Raw genomic sequence first — 24179 nt, 5'->3', positions numbered from 1 at the left:
AGGTGACCGCGATCTGACCGCACGAACCTGACCCGGCCGGGTGGACGCACACCCGGCCGGGTCAATTGGCGTTCCGGACCGTCCCACTACCTCGGGTCCCGCCGTCATGGTCCCGCGCCCACGAGCGGGACCATGACGGCGGGACGGCTCTCGGCTCATTGAGCTCCGCCGTCGAGGGCCGCCCGCACCAGCTCGTCGAGCCCCATCGAGTCGAGCGCGTCATCGGCCTCGTCATCGGTGGACGCCTCCGGGTCACCGGTCAGCTGCAGCAGCGCGTCCAGCACACCGATCTCCCGCAGCCTGGCCATGGACAGCGACGCGAACATCGCCCGGACCCGTGCCTCCTCCTCGCCGGCGCCCGAGGCCGCACCCGTCTCCGGCAGGAGCTGCGCGATCACATGGTCGGCGAGGGCCTCCGGAGTCGGGTAGTCGAAGATGAGCGTGGAGGGCAGCTTCAGCCCCGTCGAGGCCGTGAGCCGGTTACGCAGCTCGATCGCGCTGAGGGAGTCGAAGCCGAGGTCCCGGAACGCCTGATCGGCGCCGATCGCCTCGCGATCGGAGTGCCCGAGAACCATGGCGATCTGGCCGCGCAGCAGGTCGAGCAGCACGCCGAGCCGTTCGGAGCCGGTAAGGCCGGCCAGCCTGTCCCGCAGGGCGGACGCCGACTGCGCGGTCTCCTGCGCCGAGCCTGCCGACTCGACCAGCTCACGGTATCCCGGCAGCTCACTCAGCAGCCGGCTGGGCCGGCCCGCCGTGTAGGAGCGGACGAACCGCTCGTGCTCGATGTCGGCGACCACGGCGACCGGTTCGCCTCCGGCGACGAGGCCGCTCAACGCGGAGACCGCCAGCTCGGGGTCCATCGGGCGCACGCCCATGCGCCGGGACGCCTCCTGCGCCGCGGCCACCTCCGCCATACCGCCGCCGGCCCAGGCGCCCCACGCCACCGCCGTGGCCGCCAGTCCGCGCTCGCGCCGCCGCTCGGCCAGGCCGTCCAGCACCGCGTTGGCGGCGGCGTAATTGCCCTGGCCGGGGCTGCCGAGCGCGCCCGCCGCGGACGAGAACAGCACGAACACCGGCAGATCCAGCTCTCGGGTCAGCTCGTCCAGCACGACCGCCGGTGCCACCTTGGCGCGGAACACCGTCTCGAACCGCTCCCGGGTCAAGCCGTCCACCACGCCGTCGTCGACCACGCCCGCGGCGTGCACCACACCGGTCAGCGGGAACTCGGCCGGGATGCCGGCCAGCACGGCGGCCAGTGCGTCCGGGTCGGCCGCGTCGCAGGCCGCGACGGTCACCTGGGCGCCCAGCCCCGCCACCTCGTCGCGCAACTCGGCGGCGCCGGGGGCCTCCATCCCCCGTCGGCTGACCAGCACCAGGTGCTCCGCACCATGCCGGGCCAGCCAGCGGGCCAGATGTCCACCGAGCGCGCCGGTGCCGCCGGTGATCAGCACGGTTCCGGACGGCGTCCACTCGTCGGGTCCGTCGGCCTGGCCGACGGGGTCCTGCACCAGTCTCCGGGCGTACGTGCCGGAGGCCCGGATGGCGATCTGGTCCTCGCCGTCCAACCCGGCCAGCACGCTCGCCAGCCGCCGCGCCGCTCCCCGGTCGAAACCCTCCGGCAGGTCGATCAGGCCGCCCCATCGCTGCGGGTGCTCCAGCGCGGCGACCCGGCCGAGCCCCCAGATGGCGGCCTGCGCCGGATCGCGCAGGACGTCGCCGGGATCGGCCGCGACCGCGCCTCGGGTGAGGCACCACAGCGGCGCGTCGATGCCGGCCTCGCCCAGCGCCTGGATCAGCAGGGTGGTCAGGGCGAGCCCGCCGGGAAGCCCGCTGCCCCCGATGTCCGCGGACTCCCGCAGCGCCAGGAACGAGACCACTCCGGCGAACGGCCGGGTGCCGGCGTGCGCGCTCAGCCACTCGGCCAGCGCGGCCCGATCCCGGGGTACGGCGGCGAGGTCGGCCACCTCCATGCGGACCACGTCGGCACCGAGCGCGTCGATCACCGAGCCCGTCCAGGTGTCCGTGCGCAGTTCCTCGGGGAGCACCACCAGCCAGGGGCCGGCCTGCGAGGCCCTGGGGGCGGCCGCGCCGTCACCGGTGAGGGGCTTCCAGACGATCCGGTACCGCCAGGCGTCCATGGTGGACCGCCGGCGCCGCTCCCGGCGCCACGACGACAGCGCCGGCAGCACCTTGGTCAGCGCGTCACCGTCCACGTCGAGCCGCGACGCCAGCGCCTTGGCGTCCTCCTCCTCGACGGCCGCCCAGAATTCGGCGTCCACCGGGTCCGCCGCGCCGCCCGTGCCCGCCACGCGGGTCCGATCCGGGCGGCCCGCGTCGGGCCAGAACCGCTCGTGCTGGAACGCGTACGTCGGCAGGTCCACCGGCCGGGCGCCGGTACCGGCGAAGACCGAGGTCCAGGCGGGACTCATCCCGTGTACGTGCAGCCGGGCGAGTGCGGTGACGAGGGCCCGGTGCTCGTCGCGGTCCCTGCGCAGCAGGGGGACCAGTTCCGCCTCGGCCTCCGCGGGGATGGTGTCACGGGCCATCGCGGTCAGGGTCCCGTCCGGGCCGATCTCGATGTAGCGGGTCACCCCTGCCTCGTGCGCCGCCCGGATCCCGTCGGCGAACCGTACGGCGCTCCGTACGTGCGCCACCCAGTAGTCCGGGGAGCACAGCTCGGCCGTGACGAGATCGCCGGTCACGTTCGAGATCATCGGGATTCGCGGCACGGAGTAGGAGACGCCTTCGGCGACCGCCCGGAAGTCCGCCAGCATCGGCTCCATCAGCGGTGAGTGGAACGCGTGCGAGACCCGCAGCCGCCTCGTCCGACGCCCGCTCTCCGCCAGCGCGCCCGCCACGTCGAGCACCGCCTGCTCCGCCCCGGCTATCACCACGGACTCCGGGCCGTTGACCGCGGCGACGGAGACCCGGTGCTCGTGCCCGGCCAGCGCCCGCAGCACCTCCTCCTCGCCGGCCTGGACGGCGACCATCGCGCCGCCGGCCGGAAGCCGCTGCATGAGCGCGCCCCTGGCCGCCACCAGCGCGCAGGCGTCCTCCAGTGACAGCACGCCCGCGACGTGCGCCGCGGCCAACTCGCCGACCGAGTGCCCGATCAGCACGTCAGGGGTGAGATCCCAGGACTCCAGCAGGCGGAACAGGGCCACCTCGACCGCGAACAGTGCCGGCTGGGTCCATCCGGTTCCATCGAGCAGCCCGGCCTCGGGTGTGCCCGCCGGGGCGAACAGGATCTCCCTCAGCGGGCGGTCCAGCCTGGCGTCCAGATGCGCCAGTACGGCGTCGAGCGCGTCGGCGAAGACCGGGAACCGGTCGTAGAGCTCGCGGCCCATCTCCGCCCGCTGGCTGCCCTGGCCGGTGAACAGGAATGCCGTCTTGCCCGCTCGCCCGGGAAGGCCGTCGAGCACGTGGGGAGCCGGGTTTCCGTCCGCCGCCGCCATCAGGCCGTCCACCAGCTCCGCACGGCTGCCGGCCAGGACGACGAGCCGCTGCCGGAAGCTCGACCGGGTGGTGGCCAGGGAGTACGCGAGATCGGCCAGGCCGAGTTCGGGGTGCTCGACGAGGTGATCGAGCAGGCGTAGCGCCTGTGCCCGCACCGCGGCCGGAGTCTTGGCCGACAGCGGGACCGGCAGGAGTCCGGGAACCGCTGCGACGGGCATCCCGCGGAGCCCCGTATCGGCCTCTGACGGCTCGGTGAAGGGCGCCTCCTCGATGATCACGTGTGAGTTCGTGCCGGTGGCTCCGAAGGACGAGATCCCGGCCCGGCGCGGGCGTCCGGCATCAGGCCACGGCCTGGCCTCGGCCAGCAGTTCCACCGCGCCCGCCGACCAGTTCACGTGCGACGACGGCGCGTCCAGGTGCAGCGTCCTCGGCGCCACCCCGTGCCTGATGGCCATGACCATCTTGATCAGTCCGGCCATGCCCGCCGCCGCCTGCGTGTGCCCGATGTTGGACTTGATCGACCCGAGCAGCAGCGGTCGCTCACGGTTCTGACCGTAGGTCTCCAGCAGGGCCTGCGCCTCGATCGGGTCGCCCAGCCTGGTGCCCGTGCCGTGCGCCTCCACCACGTCCACGTCGGACGGGGTCAGCCCGGCACCGGCCAGGGCGCGGTGGATCACCTTCCGCTGCGACGGACCGCTCGGCGCGGTGAATCCGTTGGACGCGCCGTCCTGGTTGACGGCCGAACCGCGCAGGATCGCCAGCACGTGATGGCCGTTGCGCCGGGCATCCGACAGCCGTTCGACGACGAGCATGCCGACGCCCTCCGCCCAGCCCGTGCCGTCGGCGGCGTCGGAGAACGCCTTGCACCGGCCGTCCGGGGACAGCGCCCCCATCTCGCCGAACTCGACGAAGCCCACCGGGGTGGACATCACGGCGACCCCACCGGCGAGAGCCAGCGAGCACTCCCCGGCCCGCAGCGCCTGGGCGGCCAGGTGCAACGCCACCAGCGACGAGGAGCAGGCGGTGTCCGCGGTCACCGCGGGCCCCACCAGGCCGAAGGTGTAGGACAGCCGGCCGGAGATCACGCTGGCCGCCTGGGCCGTCTGCGCGTGGCCGTGATGATCGCGGGGTGGCTGGTAGTCACCACCGGTGGCGCCGACGTAGACGCCCACATCGCCGCCCCGCAGGCCGGCGGGGTCGATGCCCGCCCGTTCGAACGCCTCCCAGGCGGCTTCGAGCACCAGCCGCTGCTGCGGGTCCATCACCATCGCCTCACGGGGCGAGATGCCGAAGAAACCCGGATCGAAGTCGGCGGCGTCGTAGAGGAAACCGCCTCCGGCCGCCGTGCTGCGGCCACGCCCGTCGGCGTCCCCACCGGACAGCGCGTCCAGGTCCCAGCCCCGGTCGGCGGGGAACGCGCCGACCGCGTCCACCTCGCCGGTGACCAGCCGCCACAGGTCCTCCGGCGAGCGGACGCCGCCCGGGTACCGGCAGCTCATGCCGACGATGACGATCGGGTCGTCCGAGGGCGCGGCCGGTACGGACGCTCGGCTCTCCTCGCCGAGGCTCTCCTCGCCGAGCACCTGGGCCGCCAGATGTTCGGCGAGTTCCACCGGTGTCGGGTGGTCGAAGACGAGCGTGGCCGGCAAGGTCAGCCCGGTCGCGGCGTTGAGCTGGTTACGCAGGTCGACCGCGGTGAGAGAGTCGAACCCGAAGTCCCGGAAGGCCCGATCGGCCTCGATCGCGGCGCCGTCCGCGTGCCCGAGGACCGAGGCGGCCCTGGCCACCACCAGTTCGAGGACGAGGCCCGTGCGCTCGGCCGCCGGCAGCCCGAGAAGGCGGTCCCGGAGCGCGGCCGCCACGGTGGGCTCACCGTCGTGGGCGCCGCCGCCCGCCGCCTCGATCGCCTGCCGGGCCTGGGGCAGCTCGTCCAGCAGGAGGGTCGGCCGCACCGCGAGGAAGGCCGGGGCGAACCGGTCCCACGCCACGTCGGCGACCGTCACCGCGCTCTCGCCGTTCGCGACGACCCGGCCCAGCGCGCTGAGCGCGAGCGCGGGCGCCAGGGCGGGCAGCCCGTTCGCCCGCAGGTGCAGGTCCATTCCCCGGTCCGTGGTCACGCCGCTGTCCGCCCATGCCGACCAGGACACGGCGGTCCCCACCACGCCTCGGGCGCGGCGCGCTTCGATCAGTGCGTCCCGGACCGCCTCCGCGGCGGCGGCGCCCCCTCGGCCGGCGACGCCCCAGACGCCGGAAAGCGAGCAGAACAGAACGAACGCATCCAACTCCCGGTCTTTCAGCAGGGAGTCCAGGTGCACCGCCCCGGCGGCGTAGGCCGCGGCGGTCGCGGCCATGTCCGCCGGCTCGGTCTCCTCCAGGGAGGCGGCCCCGGCCGGTTCCTCGGCGTAGATGACCGCGTCCGGCGGGAACTCCGCCAGCAGGGCGGCCACGGCCTCCCGATCCACCAGGTCGCAGTGCCTGATCGTCACCCGGGGATCCACCTCGGCGGGCTCCAGCGGGGCGGGGCGCCCGGCCAGCACGACTCGGCCGGCGCCCGCGTCGGCCAGCCAGCGGGCGATGCGCTCGCCAGAGACTCCCGTGTCCCCGGCGACCAGCACCGTGCCACGAGGCCGCCACGACCGGTCGGCGTCCCCGGCCGGGGCCGGGACGAGCCGGCGACCGAACACTCCGGAGGCGCGCACGGCGACCTCGCTCTCGCCGTCCGGGCCGTCGGCCAGCACGCCGGCGAACCGGGCGACGGCCCGCCGGTCGAGCAGTTCGGGCAGGTCGATCATGCCTCCCCAGCGCCGGGGGTGCTCCAGCGCCGCCACCCGGCCGAGGCCCCAGACCGCGGCCTGCCCCGGGCTCGGTGGCGAGTCGGATCGGCCCACCGACACCGCGCCTCGGGTGACGCACCACAGCGGCGCGTCGACACCCGCGTCGCCCAGCGCCCGCACCAGCGCGGCCGTCAACGCCACCTCGGGCAGGCCGTCATCGCCCGTCCCGGCGAGCGCCAGCAGGGAGATCACACCCACCGGCGCGCGGCCGTCGGCGTCCGGGCCGCCGAGCAGTTCGACGAGTTGTGCGGCCAGCCTCGCGCGACCGGTGTGCGTGACGTCGAGACGCATCAGAGCATCGGGGCCCGCCAGGGCGGCACCCACCGCATCGAGCGCCTCCGCCCACTCCCCCTCCTCGGACCGGCCGGCCGGGACGGCCACCAGCCACCTCCCGGACGGGACGGCGGACGGCACGGCGGCCAGGGGCTTCCAGGCCACCCGGTAGCTCCAGGAGTCCACGAGGGTGTGCTCGCGGCGCGAGCGGCGCCAGGATGACAGCGCGGGCAGCACCGTTGACAGCGAGTCCGCCTCCAGATCCAGCGTGGCCGCCACGGACGTCAGGTCCGCACGCTCGATCGCGGCCCAGAACTCGGCGTCCACCGGGTCCCCCGCCGGGGCGACGACCGGGGCGACGGCCTCGGGCCAGTACCTCCGGCGCTGGAAGGCGTACGTGGGCAGGTCGACGCGCCGCGCGCCGCATCCGGTGAAGAGGGACCGCCAGTCCACCGGCAGCCCGTGGACGTGCAGCCGGGCCAGCGCGTCCACGGCCGACGCCTCCTCGCCGCGGTCCTTACGCAGCATCGGCACGACCAGGGTGCCGGCCTCGGTACCGTCGGCCGCCAGGCAGTGCTGGGTCAGCGCGGACAGCACGCCGTCCGGGCCGAGCTCGACGAACGTGCTCACGCCGGAACCGCGCAGGGTGCGCACGCAGTCGGCGAAGCGGACCGCCTGCCGAGCGTGGTCGACCCAGTAGTCGGGTGAGCAGAGCCGCTCGACGGCGACCGGCTCGCCGGTCAGGCCGGAGACGAGCGGGATGGCCGGCGGTGAGAACCCGAGCCCTCGTACGGCCCGGCGGAACTCCTCCAGCATGGGGTCCATCAACGGCGAGTGGAACGCGTGGCTGACGACCAGCCGGGTGGTCTTGCGGCCCTCGGCCGCGAGGTGGGCGGCGAGCTCGGTGACCGGCCCCTCCACCCCGGCGATCACCACCGCCGACGGTCCGTTGACCGCGGCGATCGACACCTCGTGCTCGCGCCCGGCGAGTATCGGGAGAACCTCGTCCTCGGTGGCCTGTACGGAGACCATCGCGCCCCCGGCCGGTAGCGCCTGCATCAGGCGCCCTCTGGCGGCGACCAGGGTGCACGCGTCCGCCAGTGTCAGCACACCGGCGACGTGCGCCGCGGCGATCTCGCCGATCGAGTGCCCGGCCACCAGGTCCGGGCGCAGCCCCCACGACTCCGCCAGGCGGAACAGAGCCACCTCGATCGCGAACAGCGCGGGCTGCGTCCACTGGGTCTGGTCAAGCCGCTCGGCCTCGGGTGAGCCCGCCTCGGCGAACAGGACCGTCCGCAGCGGGCGGTCCAGCTCGACGTCGAGCTGCGCGAGCACCGCGTCCAGTGCCTGCGCGAACACCGGGAACCTGGCATACAACTCCCGGCCCATGCCGGGGCGCTGGGAGCCCTGTCCGGCGAACAGCATCGCCGACCTGCCCGCGACGGCGGTGGCCTCGCCACGCGCGATCTCCGACACTCCGTCGGCGGTGGCCAGCAGCACCGCGCGGTGCCGGAACATCGACCGGCTCGCCAGCGAGTAGCCGACGTCCAGCGGATCGAGGTCGCGGTCGGCGGCCGGTACCTGATCGAGCTGGGCCCGCAGCGCCTCCCGGGTCCGGCCGGAGACGACCCACGGCACGACCGCGGGAACCCTCCGCTCGCCGGGCGGCTCGGGGGACGGCTCGTCCAGGGGTGCCTGCTCCAGGATGACGTGGGCGTTGGTGCCGCTGATCCCGAAGGCGGAGACGCCGGCCCGCAGCGGTCGCCCCTTCCGCGTCCACCGCTGAGGCTCGGTCAGCAGCTCGACGGCCCCGGACGACCAGTCCACGTGCGACGCCGGTACCTCGGCGTGCAACGTCCTGGGCAGCATGCCGTGCCGCATGGCCAGCACCATCTTGATCACACCGGCGACACCCGCCGCCGCCTGCGTGTGGCCGAGATTGGACTTGATCGACCCCAGCAGGAGCGGGTGATCCCGCTCCTGGCCGTATGTCGCCAGCAGGGCCTGAGCCTCGATCGGGTCGCCCAGCGCCGTGCCGGTGCCGTGCGCCTCGGCCGCGTCGACCTCGGCCGGGGACAGCCCCGCCGCGGCCAGTGCCTGCCGGATCACCCGCTGCTGCGACGGGCCGTTCGGCGCGGTCAACCCGTTCGACGCGCCGTCCTGGTTCACCGCCGACCCGCGTACCACGGCGAGGATCGGATGACCGCCCCGCCGCGCGTCCGACAGGCGTGTCAGCACGAGCACGCCGACGCCTTCCGACCAGCCGGTGCCGTCAGCCGAGTCGGAGAACGCCTTGCACCGCCCGTCGGGGGCCAGACCACCCTGGACGCTGAACTCGACGAACGAGTCCGGGCTCGACATCACCGAGACACCGCCCACCAGCGCCAGCGAGCACTCGCCGCCGCGCAGGGCCTGCGCGGCCCAGTGGAGGGCGACCAGGGAGGACGAGCACGCGGTGTCGACGGTGATCGCGGGCCCCTCCAGTCCCAGCGTGTAGGACAGCCGCCCTGACATGACGCTCGCCGTGGTACCGGTGGCCACGTGCCCCTGCACGTCCGCGCCGGAACTCTTGAGCAGGCCGACGTAGTCCTGGCCGTTGGTGCCCACGAAGACGCCGCCGTCGCTGCCCCGCAGGTCGAGGGGATCGATGCCGGCCCGCTCCAGCGCCTCCCAGGCGGCTTCGAGCACCAGGCGCTGCTGCGGGTCCATCGCCAGCGCCTCACGCGGTGAGATGCCGAAGAACTCGGCGTCGAACTCGGTCGCGTCCCGCAGGAAGCCGCCGACGCTCGTGGCCGACATCCCTCCGACGAGCGCCTCCAGGTCCCATCCCCGATCGTCGGGGAACGAGGAGATGCCCTCTCCCCCGTCCATCAGCAGCCGCCACAGCTCCTCGGGGGAGCTCACCCCACCGGGGAACCGGCAGCTCATGCCGACGATCACGATGGGGTCGTCGTCGGCGGCGCGTGCCGTCACGCCCTGCGACCCGGGCCACGACTCCTCGTGCGGCATCGAGCCGAGCAGTTCGGCCAGCAGGAAATCCGCCAGCGCGCTGGGGGTGGGATAGTCGTACACCAGCGTCGCGGGCAGGATCAGCCCCGTCGTCGCCGCCAGCGCGTTGCGCAGTTCGACGGTGGTCAGCGAGTCGAACCCCAGATCCTTGAACGGGCGGTCCGGCGCGACGCCGTCCACCTCTGTATGGCCGAGTACCGCGGCCACCCGGCCGCGCAGCAGGTCCAGTACGGCCCGGCTCCGCTCGGCGACGGGCAGGTCGGCCAGCCACCGCCGGAACGCCCGCTCCGTCGTGACGGCCCCATCCGTCCCGCCCTCCGTCGCCCCGGCGGCCGCGGTCACCTCAGGAAGGTCGCTCACCAGCGGATAGCGCCGGATCGCGGCGAAGGCGGCGACGAAGCGAGGCCAGTCGACGTCGACGACGGTCAGCGCCGTGTCCTCGTGCTCGATCGCCTGCCGCAACGCGCGGATCGCCAGGTCCGGAGGCATCATCTCCAGGCCGACCCGGCGCATCCTGCTCTCCACCACGGCGCCGTCCGCCGCCATGCCGGCCCCGGCCCACGGCCCCCAGGCGATCGACGTCGCCGGGAGGCCCAGCCCGCGCCGGTGCTCCGCCAGCGCGTCGAGCACGGCGTTGGCGGCCGCGTAGTTGGCCTGGCCCGCGGCGCCGAAGGTCGCGGCCGTGGACGAGAACAGCACGAACGCCGGCAGGTCCAGCCGCTCGGTCAGTTCGTGCAGATTGAGCGCGGCGACGGCCTTCGCCCGCAGGACCGAGGAGAGGTGCTCCGGCGTCATTCCGTCCAGCACCCCGTCGTCGACCACTCCCGCCGCGTGGAAGACCGCGGTCAGCGGCCGTTCCCGCGGGATCTGAGCCAGCACGGCGGCCAGGGCGTCGCGATCGGCGACGTCGCAGGCCACGACGCTGACCTGGGCGCCGAGGCCGGCCAGCTCGTCCCGCAGTTCGGTCGCGCCCGGAGCGTCCGGCCCGCGGCGGCCGACCAGCAGGACGTGCGCGGCACCGGCGCCTGCCGCCCAGCGCGCGAGGCGGGCCCCCAGTCCTCCCGTGCCTCCCGTGATCAGCACGGTGCCCGCGGCGATCCGCGCGGCGCCCAGCGGGGCGGCCTCCCGCTCGGCGGGCTTCTCGCCGAGCGGAGCGCGCACCAGGCGTCGGCCGAACACCCCGGAGCGACGTACGGCGAGCTGGTCCTCGCCCTGCACGCCGTACCCCTGAGCATCGGACAGCACGCCGACCAGGCGGGAGACGGTGACCGGGTCGAGGGTCTCCGGCAGATCCACCAGCCCGCCCCACAGCCTCGGCTGCTCCAGCGCCGCGGTCCGGCCGAGACCCCACACAGCGGCCTGCACCGGCCTGGACACCTGTTCCGAACGCCCCACCGACACCGCGCCACGGGTCACGCACCACAGGGGTGCGTCGGCCCCGGCGTCACCGAGCGCCTGCGCCAGCGCGACCGTCAGCGCGAGACCGGCCGGAACCCCTGGATACCCGGCGAGGTCGTGCTCGTCCAGTGCCAGCAGCGACACGACCGCGGTGGGCCTGGAGCCGTCGGAACACAGCTCCCGCAGGCGCGCGGCCAGTGCCGCCCGGTCGGGCTCGCCGACCTCGATCCAGTCGGTCTCCGCGCCCAGCGCGCCCGCCAGCGAGGTCACCCACTCCTCACCCACCGGCCGCACCGGGACCACCACGAGCAACCGGCCCCGTACCCTCGCGGAGGGCGTGGCCGTCGAGGAGGACAGCGGCTTCCAGACGGTCCGATACCGCCAGCCGTCCACGGCGGAGCGCTCCCGGCGGTCGCGGCGCCACGAGGACAGCGCCGGGAGCAACGCCTCCAGCGCGTCACCGTCGACGTCCAGCCCCTCCGACAGCGCCGCCACGTCGCCGCGCTCGACGGCGTCCCAGAAGCCGGCGTCCGCCGTGCCACCGGGCGCGAGTGCGGCGGCCGCCGCGGTGTCCGGCCAGAACCGCCGGCGCTGGAAGGTGTAGGTCGGCAGGTCGACCGTCTCGGCGCCGGTGCCGGCGAAGAACCCTCGCCAGTCCACGGCGAAGCCATGGACGTGCAGCCGGGCCACCGCGGTGGTGATGGCCTGCTCCTCGGCACGATCCCGGCGCGACACCGGGATCGGACGCGCGCCGGGCCGGTCGGTGAGGCAGTCGGCGGCGAGGGCCGTGAGAACGGCGTCGGGACCGAGTTCGAGGAAGGTGCCGACGCCCTGCTCGGCCAGCCACCGCACGCCGTCCGCGAAGCGGACCGGTCGGCGGATGTGCGCCACCCAGTATTCGGGGGAGCAGAGCTGCTCCGCGGTCGCCGCCTCGCCCGTCACGTTCGAGACGACCGGGATCTCCGGGGGCGCGTACGACAGGCCTCGCGCGACCCGGCCGAAGTCGTCGAGCATGGCCTCCATCCGCGGGGAGTGGAACGCGTGGGAGACCTGGAGCCGCCTGGTCCTGCGTCCTTCGGCGGCGAGCCGTGCCGCGATCTTCAGGACGGCCTCCTCCTCGCCGGCGACGACCAGCGACTGCGGGCCGTTGACCGCCGCGATCGAGACCTGGTGCTCGTGCCCGGCCAGCAGCGGGAGCACCTCCTCCTCGCGGGCCTCCAGCGCGACCATCGCCCCACCGGCGGGCAGCGCCTGCATCAGGCGGGCGCGGGCCGCCACCAGGGTGCACGCGTCCGGCAGCGACAGCACTCCGGCGACGTGCGCCGCGGCGATCTCCCCCACCGAGTGGCCCGTGAGGTAGTCGGGCCTGATGCCCCACGATTCGAGCAGCCGGAACAGGGCCACCTCGAAGGCGAACAGCGCCGGCTGGGTGTAGCCGGTCTCGTCCAGCAGGGCGGCCTCCGCCGTACCCGCCGGGGCGAACAGCACCTCGCGCAGCGGGCGATCCAGATCCGCGTCCAGGTGGGACAGCACCTCGTCGAGCGTGTCCGCGAACACCGGGAAACGACCGTACAGCTCGCGGCCCATTTCCGCGCGCTGGCCGCCCTGGCCGGTGAACATGAAGGCCAGGGAACCGCGGGCGGCGGTGCCGTGGACGACGGCCCCCGGAGCGAGGGCACCGTCCAGCGGCTCTTCGGCCAGCGCCCGCAACCCGTCGATGATCTCCTGGCGCTCCCGCCCGACCAGCGCCGCACGTTGGTCGAGGTGCGACCGCGAGGTCGCCAGGGAGAAGGCGACGTCTGTGGGGTGGAGACCGGGCGACTCCTCCAGCAGGGACAGCAGCCGCCCCGCCTGGTAGCGCAGGGCCTGCTCGTTCTTGCCCGACACCAGTACGGGAACGACGACGGGCTCGGCCTCCCGGACCCGGGCGGCGGCGGGCGGCGCCTCTTCGAGCACCGCGTGGGCGTTGGTGCCGCTGAGTCCGAACGACGACACCGCGGCCCGGCGCGGGTGCCCGGCGCGCACCCACTCCCTCGGCTCGGTGAGCAGCTCGATGGCGCCGCTGGACCAGTCCACGTGCGACGACGGCTCGTCCACGTGCAGCGTCCTGGGCAGCAGGCCGTGCCGCATCGCCATGACCATCTTGATCACGCCGGCCACACCGGACGCCATCTGGGTGTGCCCGATATTGGACTTGACCGACCCCAGCAGCAGCGGACGGTCCGCGTCCCGGTCCTGGCCGTAGGTCGCGAGCAGCGCGTGCGCCTCGATCGGGTCGCCCAGCGCCGTCCCTGTTCCGTGGCCCTCGACGACGTCGACCTCCGCCGGCGACACCCCGGCGTTGGCCAGCGCCTGTGTGATCACCCGCTGCTGCGACGGGCCGTTGGGCGCGGTGAGCCCGTTGGAGGCGCCGTCCTGGTTGATCGCCGACCCGCGGATGACCGCGAGAATCGGGTGCCCGTTGCGCTCGGCGTCGGACAGCCGCTCCACCAGCAGCAGGCCGACGCCCTCGGCCAGGCACATCCCGTCCGCCGAGTCGGAGTACGCCTTGCACCGGCCGTCGGGGGCCATGGCCCGCTGCCGGCTGAACCCGATGAAGGCATCGGGGGTGGACATCACGGTCACCCCACCGGCCAGTGCCAGTGAGCTCTCGCCGTCACGCAGCGACCGACAGGCCATGTGCAGCGCCACCAGCGATGACGAGCACGCCGTGTCCAGCGTGACGGCCGGGCCCTCCAGCCCGAACAGGTACGACACCCGGCCGGACAGCACGCTCGGCACGGTGCCGGTGACCAGGTGACCTTCCAGGCCCTCCCCCTGCCCGGTCATCGCCGCGCTGTAGTCCGCGTAGCTGGAACCGATGAAGGTGCCGGTCAGGCTGCCACGCAGCGCCGAGGGGGCGATCCCGGCCCGTTCGACGGTCTCCCACGCCGTCTCCAGCACCAGCCGATGCTGCGGATCCATCGCCAGCGCCTCGCGCGGCGAGATCCCGAAGAAGTCGGCGTCGAACTCCGTCGCGTCGTGGAGGAAGCCGCCCTGGGTCGAGTACGTCTTGCCGGTACGCTCCGGGTCGGGGTGGTAAAGCCCCTCGACGTCCCAGCCACGGTCCCCGGGGAACTCGGAGATGGCGTCGACGCCGTCGAGCACGATCTGCCACAGCTGCTCCGGCGACCGGACCCCGCCCGGGTAGCGGCAGGCCATCCCGATGATCGCGATCGGCTCGTCCGAGGCGGCCCGCACCGGGCCGGCCACGGCCGCCGATCCGGCCTGCGTCCCGGCGATCTCGGCGCGCAGGAACTCCGCCAGCGCCTCCAGGTTCGGGTGGTCGAACACCAGCGTGCTGGGCAGCGTCAGGCCCGTCGCACTGGCCAGCCGGTTGCGCAGATCGACCGCGGTCACCGAGTCGAAGCCCATGTCGCGGAACGCCTGCCGCTCGGCGACGGCGTCGGCTGAGGAGTGGCCCAGCGCGGTCGCCGCCTGGGCGCGCACCAGCTCCAGCAGCAGGCGGTCCCGCTCGGACGCCGGCAGCCCGCGCAGCCGGGTGACGAATTCCCCATCGCTCGCCGCGACGGCCGGACGCTCGGCGATTTCGGCTAGCCGCCGTACGGCGGGCACCTCGCTGAACAACCGGCTCGGCCGCACGGAGGTGAAGACCGGGAAGTACCGCTCCCAGTCGATGTCGGCGATCGCCGGCGCGGTCTCCTCGCCGGCCAGCGCCTGCCGGAATCCTTCGAGCGCCAGGTCCGGCTCCATGAACACGAGCCCGCTGCGCCGGATCTGCTCGGGATCGACCCGCCCGAGATCACGGTCGTCCGACCAGATGCCCCAGGAGATCGACGTGGCCGGCAGCCCCCGGGCACGCCGGTTCTCCGCCAGCGCGCCGAGGAAGGCGTTGCCCGCCACGTACGCCGCGTGCCGCCCGCTGCCCCACATCCCCGCCGTCGAGGAGAACAGCACGAAGGCGTCGAGCTCGTCCGCGTCCAGCAGCTCGTCCAGGTGCCGGGCGCCGACGACCTTGGCCCGCACCACCTCGGCGAACGCCTCGATGGTGGTGTCCTGCAGGGTGTGCAGCTCGATGGAGGCGGCGGCGTGCACCACCGTACGGACGACGTGGCCCTCCGCCCGCAACCGCGCGAGCAGGCCGGCGACGGAGTCGCGATCGGACACGTCACACGCCGCCATCGTGGCGGTCGTGCCGAGCTCGGCCAGCTCGGCCAGCAGCTCGGCCGCGCCGGGAGCGTCCATGCCACGGCGGCTGGTCAGCACCACCTGCTCGGCCCCCTCGGCGGCGAGCCAGCGGGCCAGGTGCGGGGCGAGCGTTCCGGTGCCGCCGGTCACCAGGGTGGTCCCGCGCGGTGTCCACCTGCGCGCCGGCTCCCGATCCGCTGCCGATACCGGCGCAGGCACCACCCGCCGGGTGAACAGGCCGGAGGGCCGGATCGCGAGCTGGTCCTCGCCGCTGCCGCCCGCGAGGACGCTCGCCAGGCGCCGCGCCGCGCGCTGGTCGAGCGTCCCGGGCAGATCGACCAGGCCGCCCCACCGCCGCGGGTGCTCCAGCGCGGCCGTCCAGCCCACGCCGTGGACCTGCGCCTGGACGGGGTTGGTCACCGGATCCGACCGGCCGGTGGAGACCGCACCACGGGTGAGGCACCACAGCGGCGCGTCGATGTCCACGTCGCCCAGGGCCTGCACGAGCGCGACGGTCAGCGCCAGACCGGTGGCCAGCTCCGGGTATCGATCGGCGGGCTGTTCGGCCAGGGCCAGCAGGGACACCACGCCGGAGAGGTGCTCCCCCTCGTCGAGCGAGGCGTCCACCCCGGTGCCCGGTGCCCCGGCATCGCCCGGCGCACCGGCCGGCAGGCCGGTCAGCACGCGCGCCAGCAGAACGCGGTCTGTGCACGACTCGTCGAGCACGACCCTGCGGACCCGCGCACCGTGCGCGGTCAGCGCGTCGGCGACGTCATCGCCCGTGAGACCCTCTGTGGTGACGAGCAGCCACGTGCCCGACAGGGAGGTGGAGGCGAGGCCGGTCATCGGCCGCCACGCGACGCGGTAGCGCCAGGAGTCCACGGTGGACCGGGCCCGTTGCCGGCGACGCCAAGAGGACAGCGCGGGTACCACCGCGGCCAGTGCCCCCGTGCCCACGTCCAGTCCCGAAGCCAGCGAGTCGAGGTCCTCCCGCTCCACCGCCGCCCAGAACCGCTCGTCCGCCGGGTCCGCCGCGCCGGTCGTCCGCGCCTCGGCGCGCCGTATCCAGAACCGCTCCCGCTGGAAGGCGTACGTCGGCAGCTCCACCCGGCGGGCGCCCGTGCCGTCGAAGACCGCTCGCCAGTCGATCGGAACGCCGCGCACGAACACCTCCGCCAGGGAGGTCAGGAAGCGCTCCGCGCCGCCCTGGTCGCGGCGCAGAGTCCCGGCGACCACCGTGCCCGCCGTGGTCCCCCCCGCCTCCTCGGCCGTCTCCTGGATCGCGCCGGTCAGCACCGGGTGCGGGCTGACCTCGATGAACGCCCGGTACCCAGCGGCCAGCAGGCACCGCACCGCGGGTTCGAACCGGACGGCCCGCCGTAGGTTGCGGTACCAGTAGTCCGCGTCCAGCTCCGTGCCGTCCAGCCAGTCCTCGGTCACCGTGGACAGGAACGGCACCTCGGCCCGCTGCGGCCGGATCGCCGACAGGGCCTGCGGCAGCTCCTCCTGGAGCCGCTCGACATGGGCCGAGTGCGACGCGTAGTCGACCGCGACCCGCCGGGCCCGCACGCCCTCCTCGGTCAACCGCCGCGACAGCTCATCGAGCGCGTCGGGGTCGCCGCACACCACGACCGAACGCGGCCCGTTGACCGCCGCGATCGAGATCCGCTCGCCCCAGGGGCGCAGCCTCTCCTCGATGTCCGGCACCGGGAGCGAGACCGACATCATCCCTCCGGCGCCGGCCAGCCGCCGCGCGATGGCCAGGCTGCGCACCGCCACCACCTGCGCGGCGTCGTCCAGGGACAGCGCGCCCGCCACGCAGGCGGCGGCGATCTCACCCTGGGAGTGCCCGATCACCGCGTCGGGCTCCACCCCGTGAGCACGCCACATCGCCGCCAGCGAGACCATCACCGCGAACGACACCGGCTGCACGACATCCACCCGGTCCAGCGACGGCGCGCCCTCCACCTGGCGCAGCACGTCGATCAGCGACCAGTCGACATGCCGGCTCAGGGCCAGGCCGCACTCGGCGATACGCTCGGCGAACACGGGGGACTGCTCCAGCAGCAGGGCGCCCATACCGGCCCACTGCGCGCCCTGCCCGGGGAACACGAAGACCGTCTTGCCCTCGACGTCCGCCACTCCCTGGGTCGCGCCCGGCGCGGACTCGCCCGCGGCCACCGCCCGCACCGCGGCGGAGAGCGCGTCGCGGTCACCGCCCACCACGACCGCGCGATGCTCGAACGCCGACCTCGACGTCGCCAGCGAGAAGCCCACGACGGCCGGATCGGGCTCACCGAGGTCGGCCACGTGCGAGGCCAGCCGCCGCGCCTGTGCGCGCAGCGCCTCCGCCGTCCGGCCCGACACCACCCACGGCACCGCACCGGGAACGTGATCACGATCGGAAGCGGCGGCATCGGCGTTGGGACCCGCGAGCGCGACGTCGCCGGCCGGTTCCTCCGCATCCGGCGCCTGTTCGAGGATCGCGTGGGCGTTCGTGCCACTGATCCCGAAGGAGGACACCGCGGCCCGGCGCGGCCGTCCGGTCTCCGGCCACGGCATGGCCTCGGTCAGCGGCTCGACCGCGCCCGCCGTCCAGTCCACGTGGGACGACGGCGTGCCCACGTGCAACGTCTTGGGCAGCACCCCGTGCCGCATCGCCATGACCATCTTGATCACGCTGGCCACGCCCGCCGCGGACTGTGTGTGGCCGATGTTCGACTTGACCGACCCGAGCAGGAGCGGGCGCTCCCGGCCCTGCCCGTACGTGGCGAGGAGGGCTTGGACCTCGATGGGGTCGCCCAGGCCCGTACCCGTGCCGTGCGCGTCGATCGCGTCCACCTCGGCCGGGGACAGCCGCGCGCCTACCAGGGCCTTCCGGATCACCCGCTGCTGGGAGGGACCGTTGGGCGCGGTCAGCCCGTTGGACGCGCCGTCCTGGTTCACCGCCGAACCGCGCACCACCGCAAGGATCGGGTGGCCGTTGCGCCGCGCGTCGGACAGCCGCTCCACCAGGAGCAGGCCGACCCCTTCCGCCAGGCTCATCCCGTCGGCCGCGTCGGAGAACGCCTTGCACCGGCCGTCGGCGGCCAGGGCCCGCTGGCGGCTGAACGCCACGAAGGCGGCCGGGGTGGTCATCACCGTCACGCCGCCCGCCAGGGCGAGCGAGCTCTCGCCGTTACGCAGCGACTGGCAGGCCAGGTGCAGCGCCACCAGCGACGACGAGCATGCCGTGTCGACCGTGACCGCGGGCCCTTCCAGGCCGAGTACGTACGACACCCGGCCGGACAGCACGCTCGGGATGGTGCCGGTGACCTGGTGTCCCTCGGCGTCGGCGGCGTCCGAGCCGTACTCCTGGTAGCTGGAGCCGATGAACGTGCCGGTCGAGTGGCCGCGCAGCGCGAAGGGATCGATCCCGGCCCGTTCGATGGCCTCCCACGCGGTCTCCAGCAGCAGCCGCTGCTGCGGGTCCATGGTCAGTGCCTCGCGCGGTGAGATCCCGAAGAACCCGGGGTCGAAGTCGCCGGCGTCGTGGAGGAACCCCCCTTCGACCGAGTACGTCGTGCCGGAGTGATCGGGGTCGGGGTCGTAGAGCCCTTCCGCGTCCCAGCCCCGGTCGGCGGGGAATCCGGAGATCGCGTCGACCCCGTCGGTCACCAGTTCCCACAGCTGTTCGGGAGAGCCGACGCCGCCGGGGAACCGGCAGGCCATCCCGATGATCGCGATCGGTTCGTCGGCGTGGACGGCGACCGGAGCTCCGGCGTCCGCGCCCACCTCGCCCGCCGAGCCCACGACCTGCGACCGCAGGAACTCCACCAGTGCGGCCGGGTTCGGGTGATCGAACACCAGCGTGCTCGGCAACGCCAGGCCGGTCACCGCGACCAGCCGTTTTCTCAGCTCCACCGCGGTCAGCGAGTCGAAACCCAGCTCGCGGAAGGCGCGCCGCTCGGAGACCACCTCGGCTGAGGCGTGCCGCAGCACGGCCGCCACCTCGGTGCGCACCAGATCCAGCAGCCTGCGCCGCTGCTCCTTCTCGGTCAGGTGCCGCAGCCGCGCGACGAATTCCGGGTCGCCGGAGGCCCCTGCCCCGTTCTCGCTCTCGCGCTGTGCCCTGACCTCCGCGAGCTCGCCGAACAGGTGGCTGGGCCGGGTCGAGGTGAAGATCGGATAGAACCGGTCCCAGTCGACGTCGGCGACCGTCACCACCGCGTCCCGGCCGCCGGCCGCCCGGCTCAGCTCGCCGATGGCGAGATCGGGCGGCAGGAAGGCCAGCCCGCGCCTGAGCAGGTAGTCGGCCATGTCCTCCGTCGCGGCCATGCCGGCTTCGGCCCACGCGCCCCAGGCCACCGACGTCGTGGCGAGACCGCGCGCACGCCGGTGCTCGGCCAGCGCGTCGAGGTAGGCGTTGGCCGCCGCGTAGGCGCCCTGCCCCGCGCTGCCCCACACCCCGGCGATCGAGGAGAACAGCACGAAGAAGTCGAGCTCGCGATCTCCGAGCAGGTCGTCCAGGTTGGCGGCGCCGGCCACCTTCGCCGTCATCACCTCGGCGAAGGTGGCGGCGTCCGCCTGCTCAAGGGGCGCGACGGCCTCCCCCACCCCGGCCGCGTGGACGACCCCGGTGAGCGGGTGCTCGGCCGGGATCGTGGCCAGCACGGCGGCCAGCGCGTCGCGATCGGCCACGTCGCAGGCCACGACGCTCACCTCGGCCCCCAGCGCGAGCAGCTCGTCGCGCAGCTCCGCCGCCCCGGGGGCGTCCATGCCGCGCCGGCTGGTCAGCACCAGGTGCGTGACGCCGCCGCGTACCAGCCACCGCGCGGTGGCCGCGCCCAGGGCGCCGGTCCCACCGGTGATCAGCACCGTCCCGCCGGAACTCAACGCGGTACCGCCGCCGACCGGGTCGGGCGCGGCCGGGTGACGCCGCAGCCGCCGGCCGAACACGCCCGACGCCCGGACCGCCACCTGGTCCTCGCCGTCCAGGCCCGCCAACACGCTCGCCAGCCCCTGGGCGGCACGCCCGTCGACGACCTCGGGCAGGTCGGCCAGGCCGCCCCACCGCTTCGAATGCTCCAGGGCAGCGACCCGGCCCATGCCCCACACCTGCGCCTGGACCGGACGTGTCACCCGGTCGCCGGGAGCCGCGGACACCGCGCCACGGGTGACGCACCACAGCGGCGCGTCGATCTCCGCGTCGCCGAGCGCCCGCAGGAGCGCGACCGTGAGCACGAGACCGCTCGGTACCGCCCCGCCGTCCGCGACGGGCGCCTCCGTCAGTGCGAGCATCGACACCACACCGGAGATCTCGTCCAGCTCCCGGAGCCGGGCCGCGAGCGACGTACGGTCGGCGTCCGTCCCCTCCAGCACGAGCCGCTTCACTCGCGCCCCGTGGCCGTCCAGCGCGGCGACCACGTCGCCGTCCGGGATCCCGTCGGCGGTCACCACCAGCCAGGTGCCCTCCAGCATGGTGAGAGGGGGCGTACGGCGGGGCTTCCACTCCACCCGGTAGCGCCAGGAGTCGAGCGCCGACGCCTCGCTCCGGCTCCGTCGCCACGACGACAGGGCCGGGAGCAGGGTGTCCAGCGAGGAGGAGTGCTCGTCGCGCAGGCCAAGGATCGCGGCCACGTCCCCGGCGTCGCCGCGCCCGACCGCGTCCCAGAGCCGCGCGTCCACCGGGTCGGCGACCGCGTCGTTCACGGCCGACGGCGGCTCCGGCCAGAACGACTCGTGCTGGAACGCGTACGTCGGCAGGTCCACCCGGTGGGCCCCGCGGAGCAGGGTCGGCCAGTCGACGCGTACGCCGTTCACATGCAGCTCGGCCAGCGCGGTCATGAGGGCGGTGCTCTCGTCGCGGTCGCCGCGCAGCACGGGCAGCAGCAGCGCATCCGCCTCCGCGGGAAGGGCGTCCTGGGCCATCGCGGTCAGCACGCCGTCCGGCCCGATCTCCAGGAACGCGGTCACGCCCGCCCCGTGCAGCTCCCGCACGCCGTCGCAGAACCGGACCGTCTCCCGCACGTGCCGCACCCAGTAGGCCGGTGAGCACAGTTCGTCCGTGGCGAACCCGCCGGTCACGTTGGAGATCACCGGGATCCGCGGGGGTGCGTACGACACCGTCTCGGCGACCGCCTGGAACTCCGCGAGCATCGGCTCCATCAGCGGAGAGTGGAACGCGTGCGACACCCGCAGCCGCTTGGTCCTGCGCTCCCGGGCGGCCCACCCGGCGGCGACCTCCAGCACCGCGGCCTCGACCCCGGCGATCACCACCGATGCCGGGCCGTTGACCGCCGCGACGGACACCTCGCCCTCGCGCCCGGCCAGCGACTCCAGGATCTCCTCCTCGCCGGCCTGGATCGCCACCATCGCACCGCCGGCCGGGAGCGCCTGCATCAACCGGCCCCGCGCGGCCACCAGCGCGCAGGCGTCCTCCAGTGTCAGCACCCCGGCGACGTGCGCCGCGACGAGCTCCCCGATCGAGTGCCCCGCCAGCGCGGCCGGGCGCACGCCCCACGACTCCACCAGCCGGTACAGCGCGACCTCCAGGGCGAACAGCGCCGGCTGCGTGTACACCGTACGGTCGAGCAGCTCCGCGTCGAAGAACAGTGCCTCCCGCAGCGGACGGTCCAGGTAGGAGGCCATCTGGGGGGCCAGCGCCGCGAGCACACCTTCAAGGGCCTCGGCGAACACCGGGAACCGCTCGTAGGTCTCCAGGCCCATGCCCACGCGCTGGGCACCCTGGCCGGTGAACAGGAACGCCGGCTTCTGGTCGTATCCGGCCTGGCCGCGTACGACTCCCGGCGCGGCCCGGCCGCCGGCCAGCGCGCGCAACCCGGCCAGCGCTCCGGCATGGTCCTCGGCCAGCACGGCGGCCCGGTGCTCGAAGGGGGAACGGGTGGTCACCAGCGAGAACGCGACGTCGGCCGGCCTCGTCTCGGGACGGCCCTCCAGGTGGGACAACAGCCGCGCGGCCTGCTCCCGCACCGCCTGCTCGGTCCTGCCCGAGATCGGCAGCGGCAGCGGCAGGCCCGCCATCGGCGGCCTGTCGGCCGATGGAGCCCGCTCGACGGTGTCCTGTTCGATGATGAGGTGAGCGTTGGTGCCGCTGAAGCCGAACGACGACACGGCGGCCCGGCGCGGGCGGCCCGTCTCCGGCCACTCCCGCGCCTCGGTCAGCAGCTCCACCGCGCCCGCGGTCCAGTCCACGTGCGAGGACGGCGCGTCGACGTGCAGGGTCCTGGGCACGATGCCGTGCCGCATGCCCATGATCATCTTGATCACGCCCGCGACACCCGCCGCCGCCTGCGTGTGGCCGATGTTCGACTTGATCGACCCGAGCAGCAGCGGGCGGTCCTTGGGCCGGTCCTGGCCGTAGGCGGCCAGCAGCGCCTGCGCCTCGATCGGATCACCCAGGGTGGTCCCGGTCCCGTGCCCCTCCACCACGTCCACCTCGGCCGGGGACAGACCCGCTCCGGCCAGCGCCTGGCGGATCACCCTCTGCTGGGAGGGGCCGTTCGGCGCGGTCAGCCCGTTGGACGCACCGTCCTGGTTGATCGCCGAGCCCCGCAGCACCGCCAGCACGTCGTGACCGTTGCGCCGGGCGTCCGACAGGCGCTCCAGCACCAGCACCCCGACGCCCTCGGCCCAGCTCACACCGTCCGCGCCGTCCGCGAACGACTTGCACCGCCCGTCCGCGGACAGCCCCCGCTGCCGGGAGAACTCCACGAACGGTCCGGGTGTGGCCATCACGGTCACACCGCCGGCCAGCGCGAGCGCGCATTCCCCCGAGACCAGCGCCTGTGCCGCCAGATGCACCGCGACCAGTGAGGACGAGCAGGCCGTGTCGACCGTCACGGCCGGGCCCTCCAGGCCCAGTGTGTAGGACACCCGGCCGGAGACGACGCTCGCGGCGGTCCCGGTGCCCCGGTAGCCCTCGAACTCGCCCGCGCCCAGCATCCCGCTGTAGTCGGTGTACATCACCCCGGCGAACACGCCCGTCCGGCTGCCCCGGAGCGTGACCGGGTCGATTCCGGCCCGCTCGACGGCTTCCCACGAGGTCTCCAGCAGAAGTCGCTGCTGCGTGTCCGTCGCCAGGGCCTCCCGCGGGCTCATCCCGAAGAAGTCCGCGTCGAACTCCGCCGCGTCGTGCAGGAAGCCGCCCTGTCTGGTGTACGAGCTGCCCGCGTGGTCGGCGTCCGGATGGTAGAGCGCGTCCAGGTCCCAGCCACGATTGACCGGAAATCCCGTGATCGCGTCACGGCCCTCGGCCACCAGCCGCCACAGGTCCTCGGGTGAGGCGACGCCACCCGGGTAACGGCAGCTCATCCCGACGATCACGATCGGGTCGTCGGCGGCCGGCGCGATCGTGGCCGGAACGGCCGCGTCGTCCTGCTCGCCCAGCACCTCGTCCAGCAGGAACTCCGCCAGTACGGCGGGCGTGGGGTGGTCGAACACCAGCGTGGCCGGCAGGCGCAACCCGGTCGCCACGTTCAGCCGGTTGCGCAGTTCCACCGCGGTGAGGCTGTCGAAGCCCAGCTCGCGGAACTCCCGCCGGACGTCCACGGTCTTCGGCGAGGCGTGCCCCAGCACCAGCGCCACCTCGGCCCGCACCAGGTCCACCAGGACCTGGACACGGTCGGCGCGTTCCAGGCCGGCCAGCCGCCGGACCAGTGTGCCGCCACCGGCCGCGGCCATCGACGCCGCCGACCGGCGCAGGTCCCGTACCAGCCCGCGCAGCAGATACGGCACCTCACCCTGTGCCCGCAGCGCCGCCAGGTCGAGCCGGACCGGGGCCACGGCCGGCTCAGCCGAGCGGACGGCCGCGTCGAACAGCGCGACACCCTGCTCCGGAGTGATCGCCGGCATCCCGGCGCGGGTCAACCGGCGCGTCTGAGCGTCATCCAGGGCACCGGTCATCCCGGCGTCCTGCGCCCACGGCCCCCACGCCAGCGACAACCCCGCCAGCCCCTCAGCCCGCCGCACCTCCGCCAACGCGTCCAGGAACGCGTTCGCCGCCGCGTAGTTACCCTGACC

General features: G+C 74.3%; 1 protein-coding gene. It reads right to left on the bottom strand.

Annotated features, from left to right (window positions below):
• Window positions 1-155: 155 nt before the first annotated feature.
• Window positions 156-24146, bottom strand: a complete 23991-nt coding sequence (locus ABT130_RS36735; RefSeq protein ID WP_502992240.1) for a type I polyketide synthase — start codon at window positions 24144-24146, stop codon at window positions 156-158.
• Window positions 24147-24179: the final 33 nt, after the last annotated feature.

Origin of the sequence: Streptosporangium sp. NPDC001681, from assembly GCF_040298085.1 — a bacterium.
Taxonomy (GTDB): domain Bacteria; phylum Actinomycetota; class Actinomycetes; order Streptosporangiales; family Streptosporangiaceae; genus Streptosporangium.
Note: the sequence above shows the minus strand (reverse complement) of the source record. Positions and strands in the feature narration are given on the sequence as shown.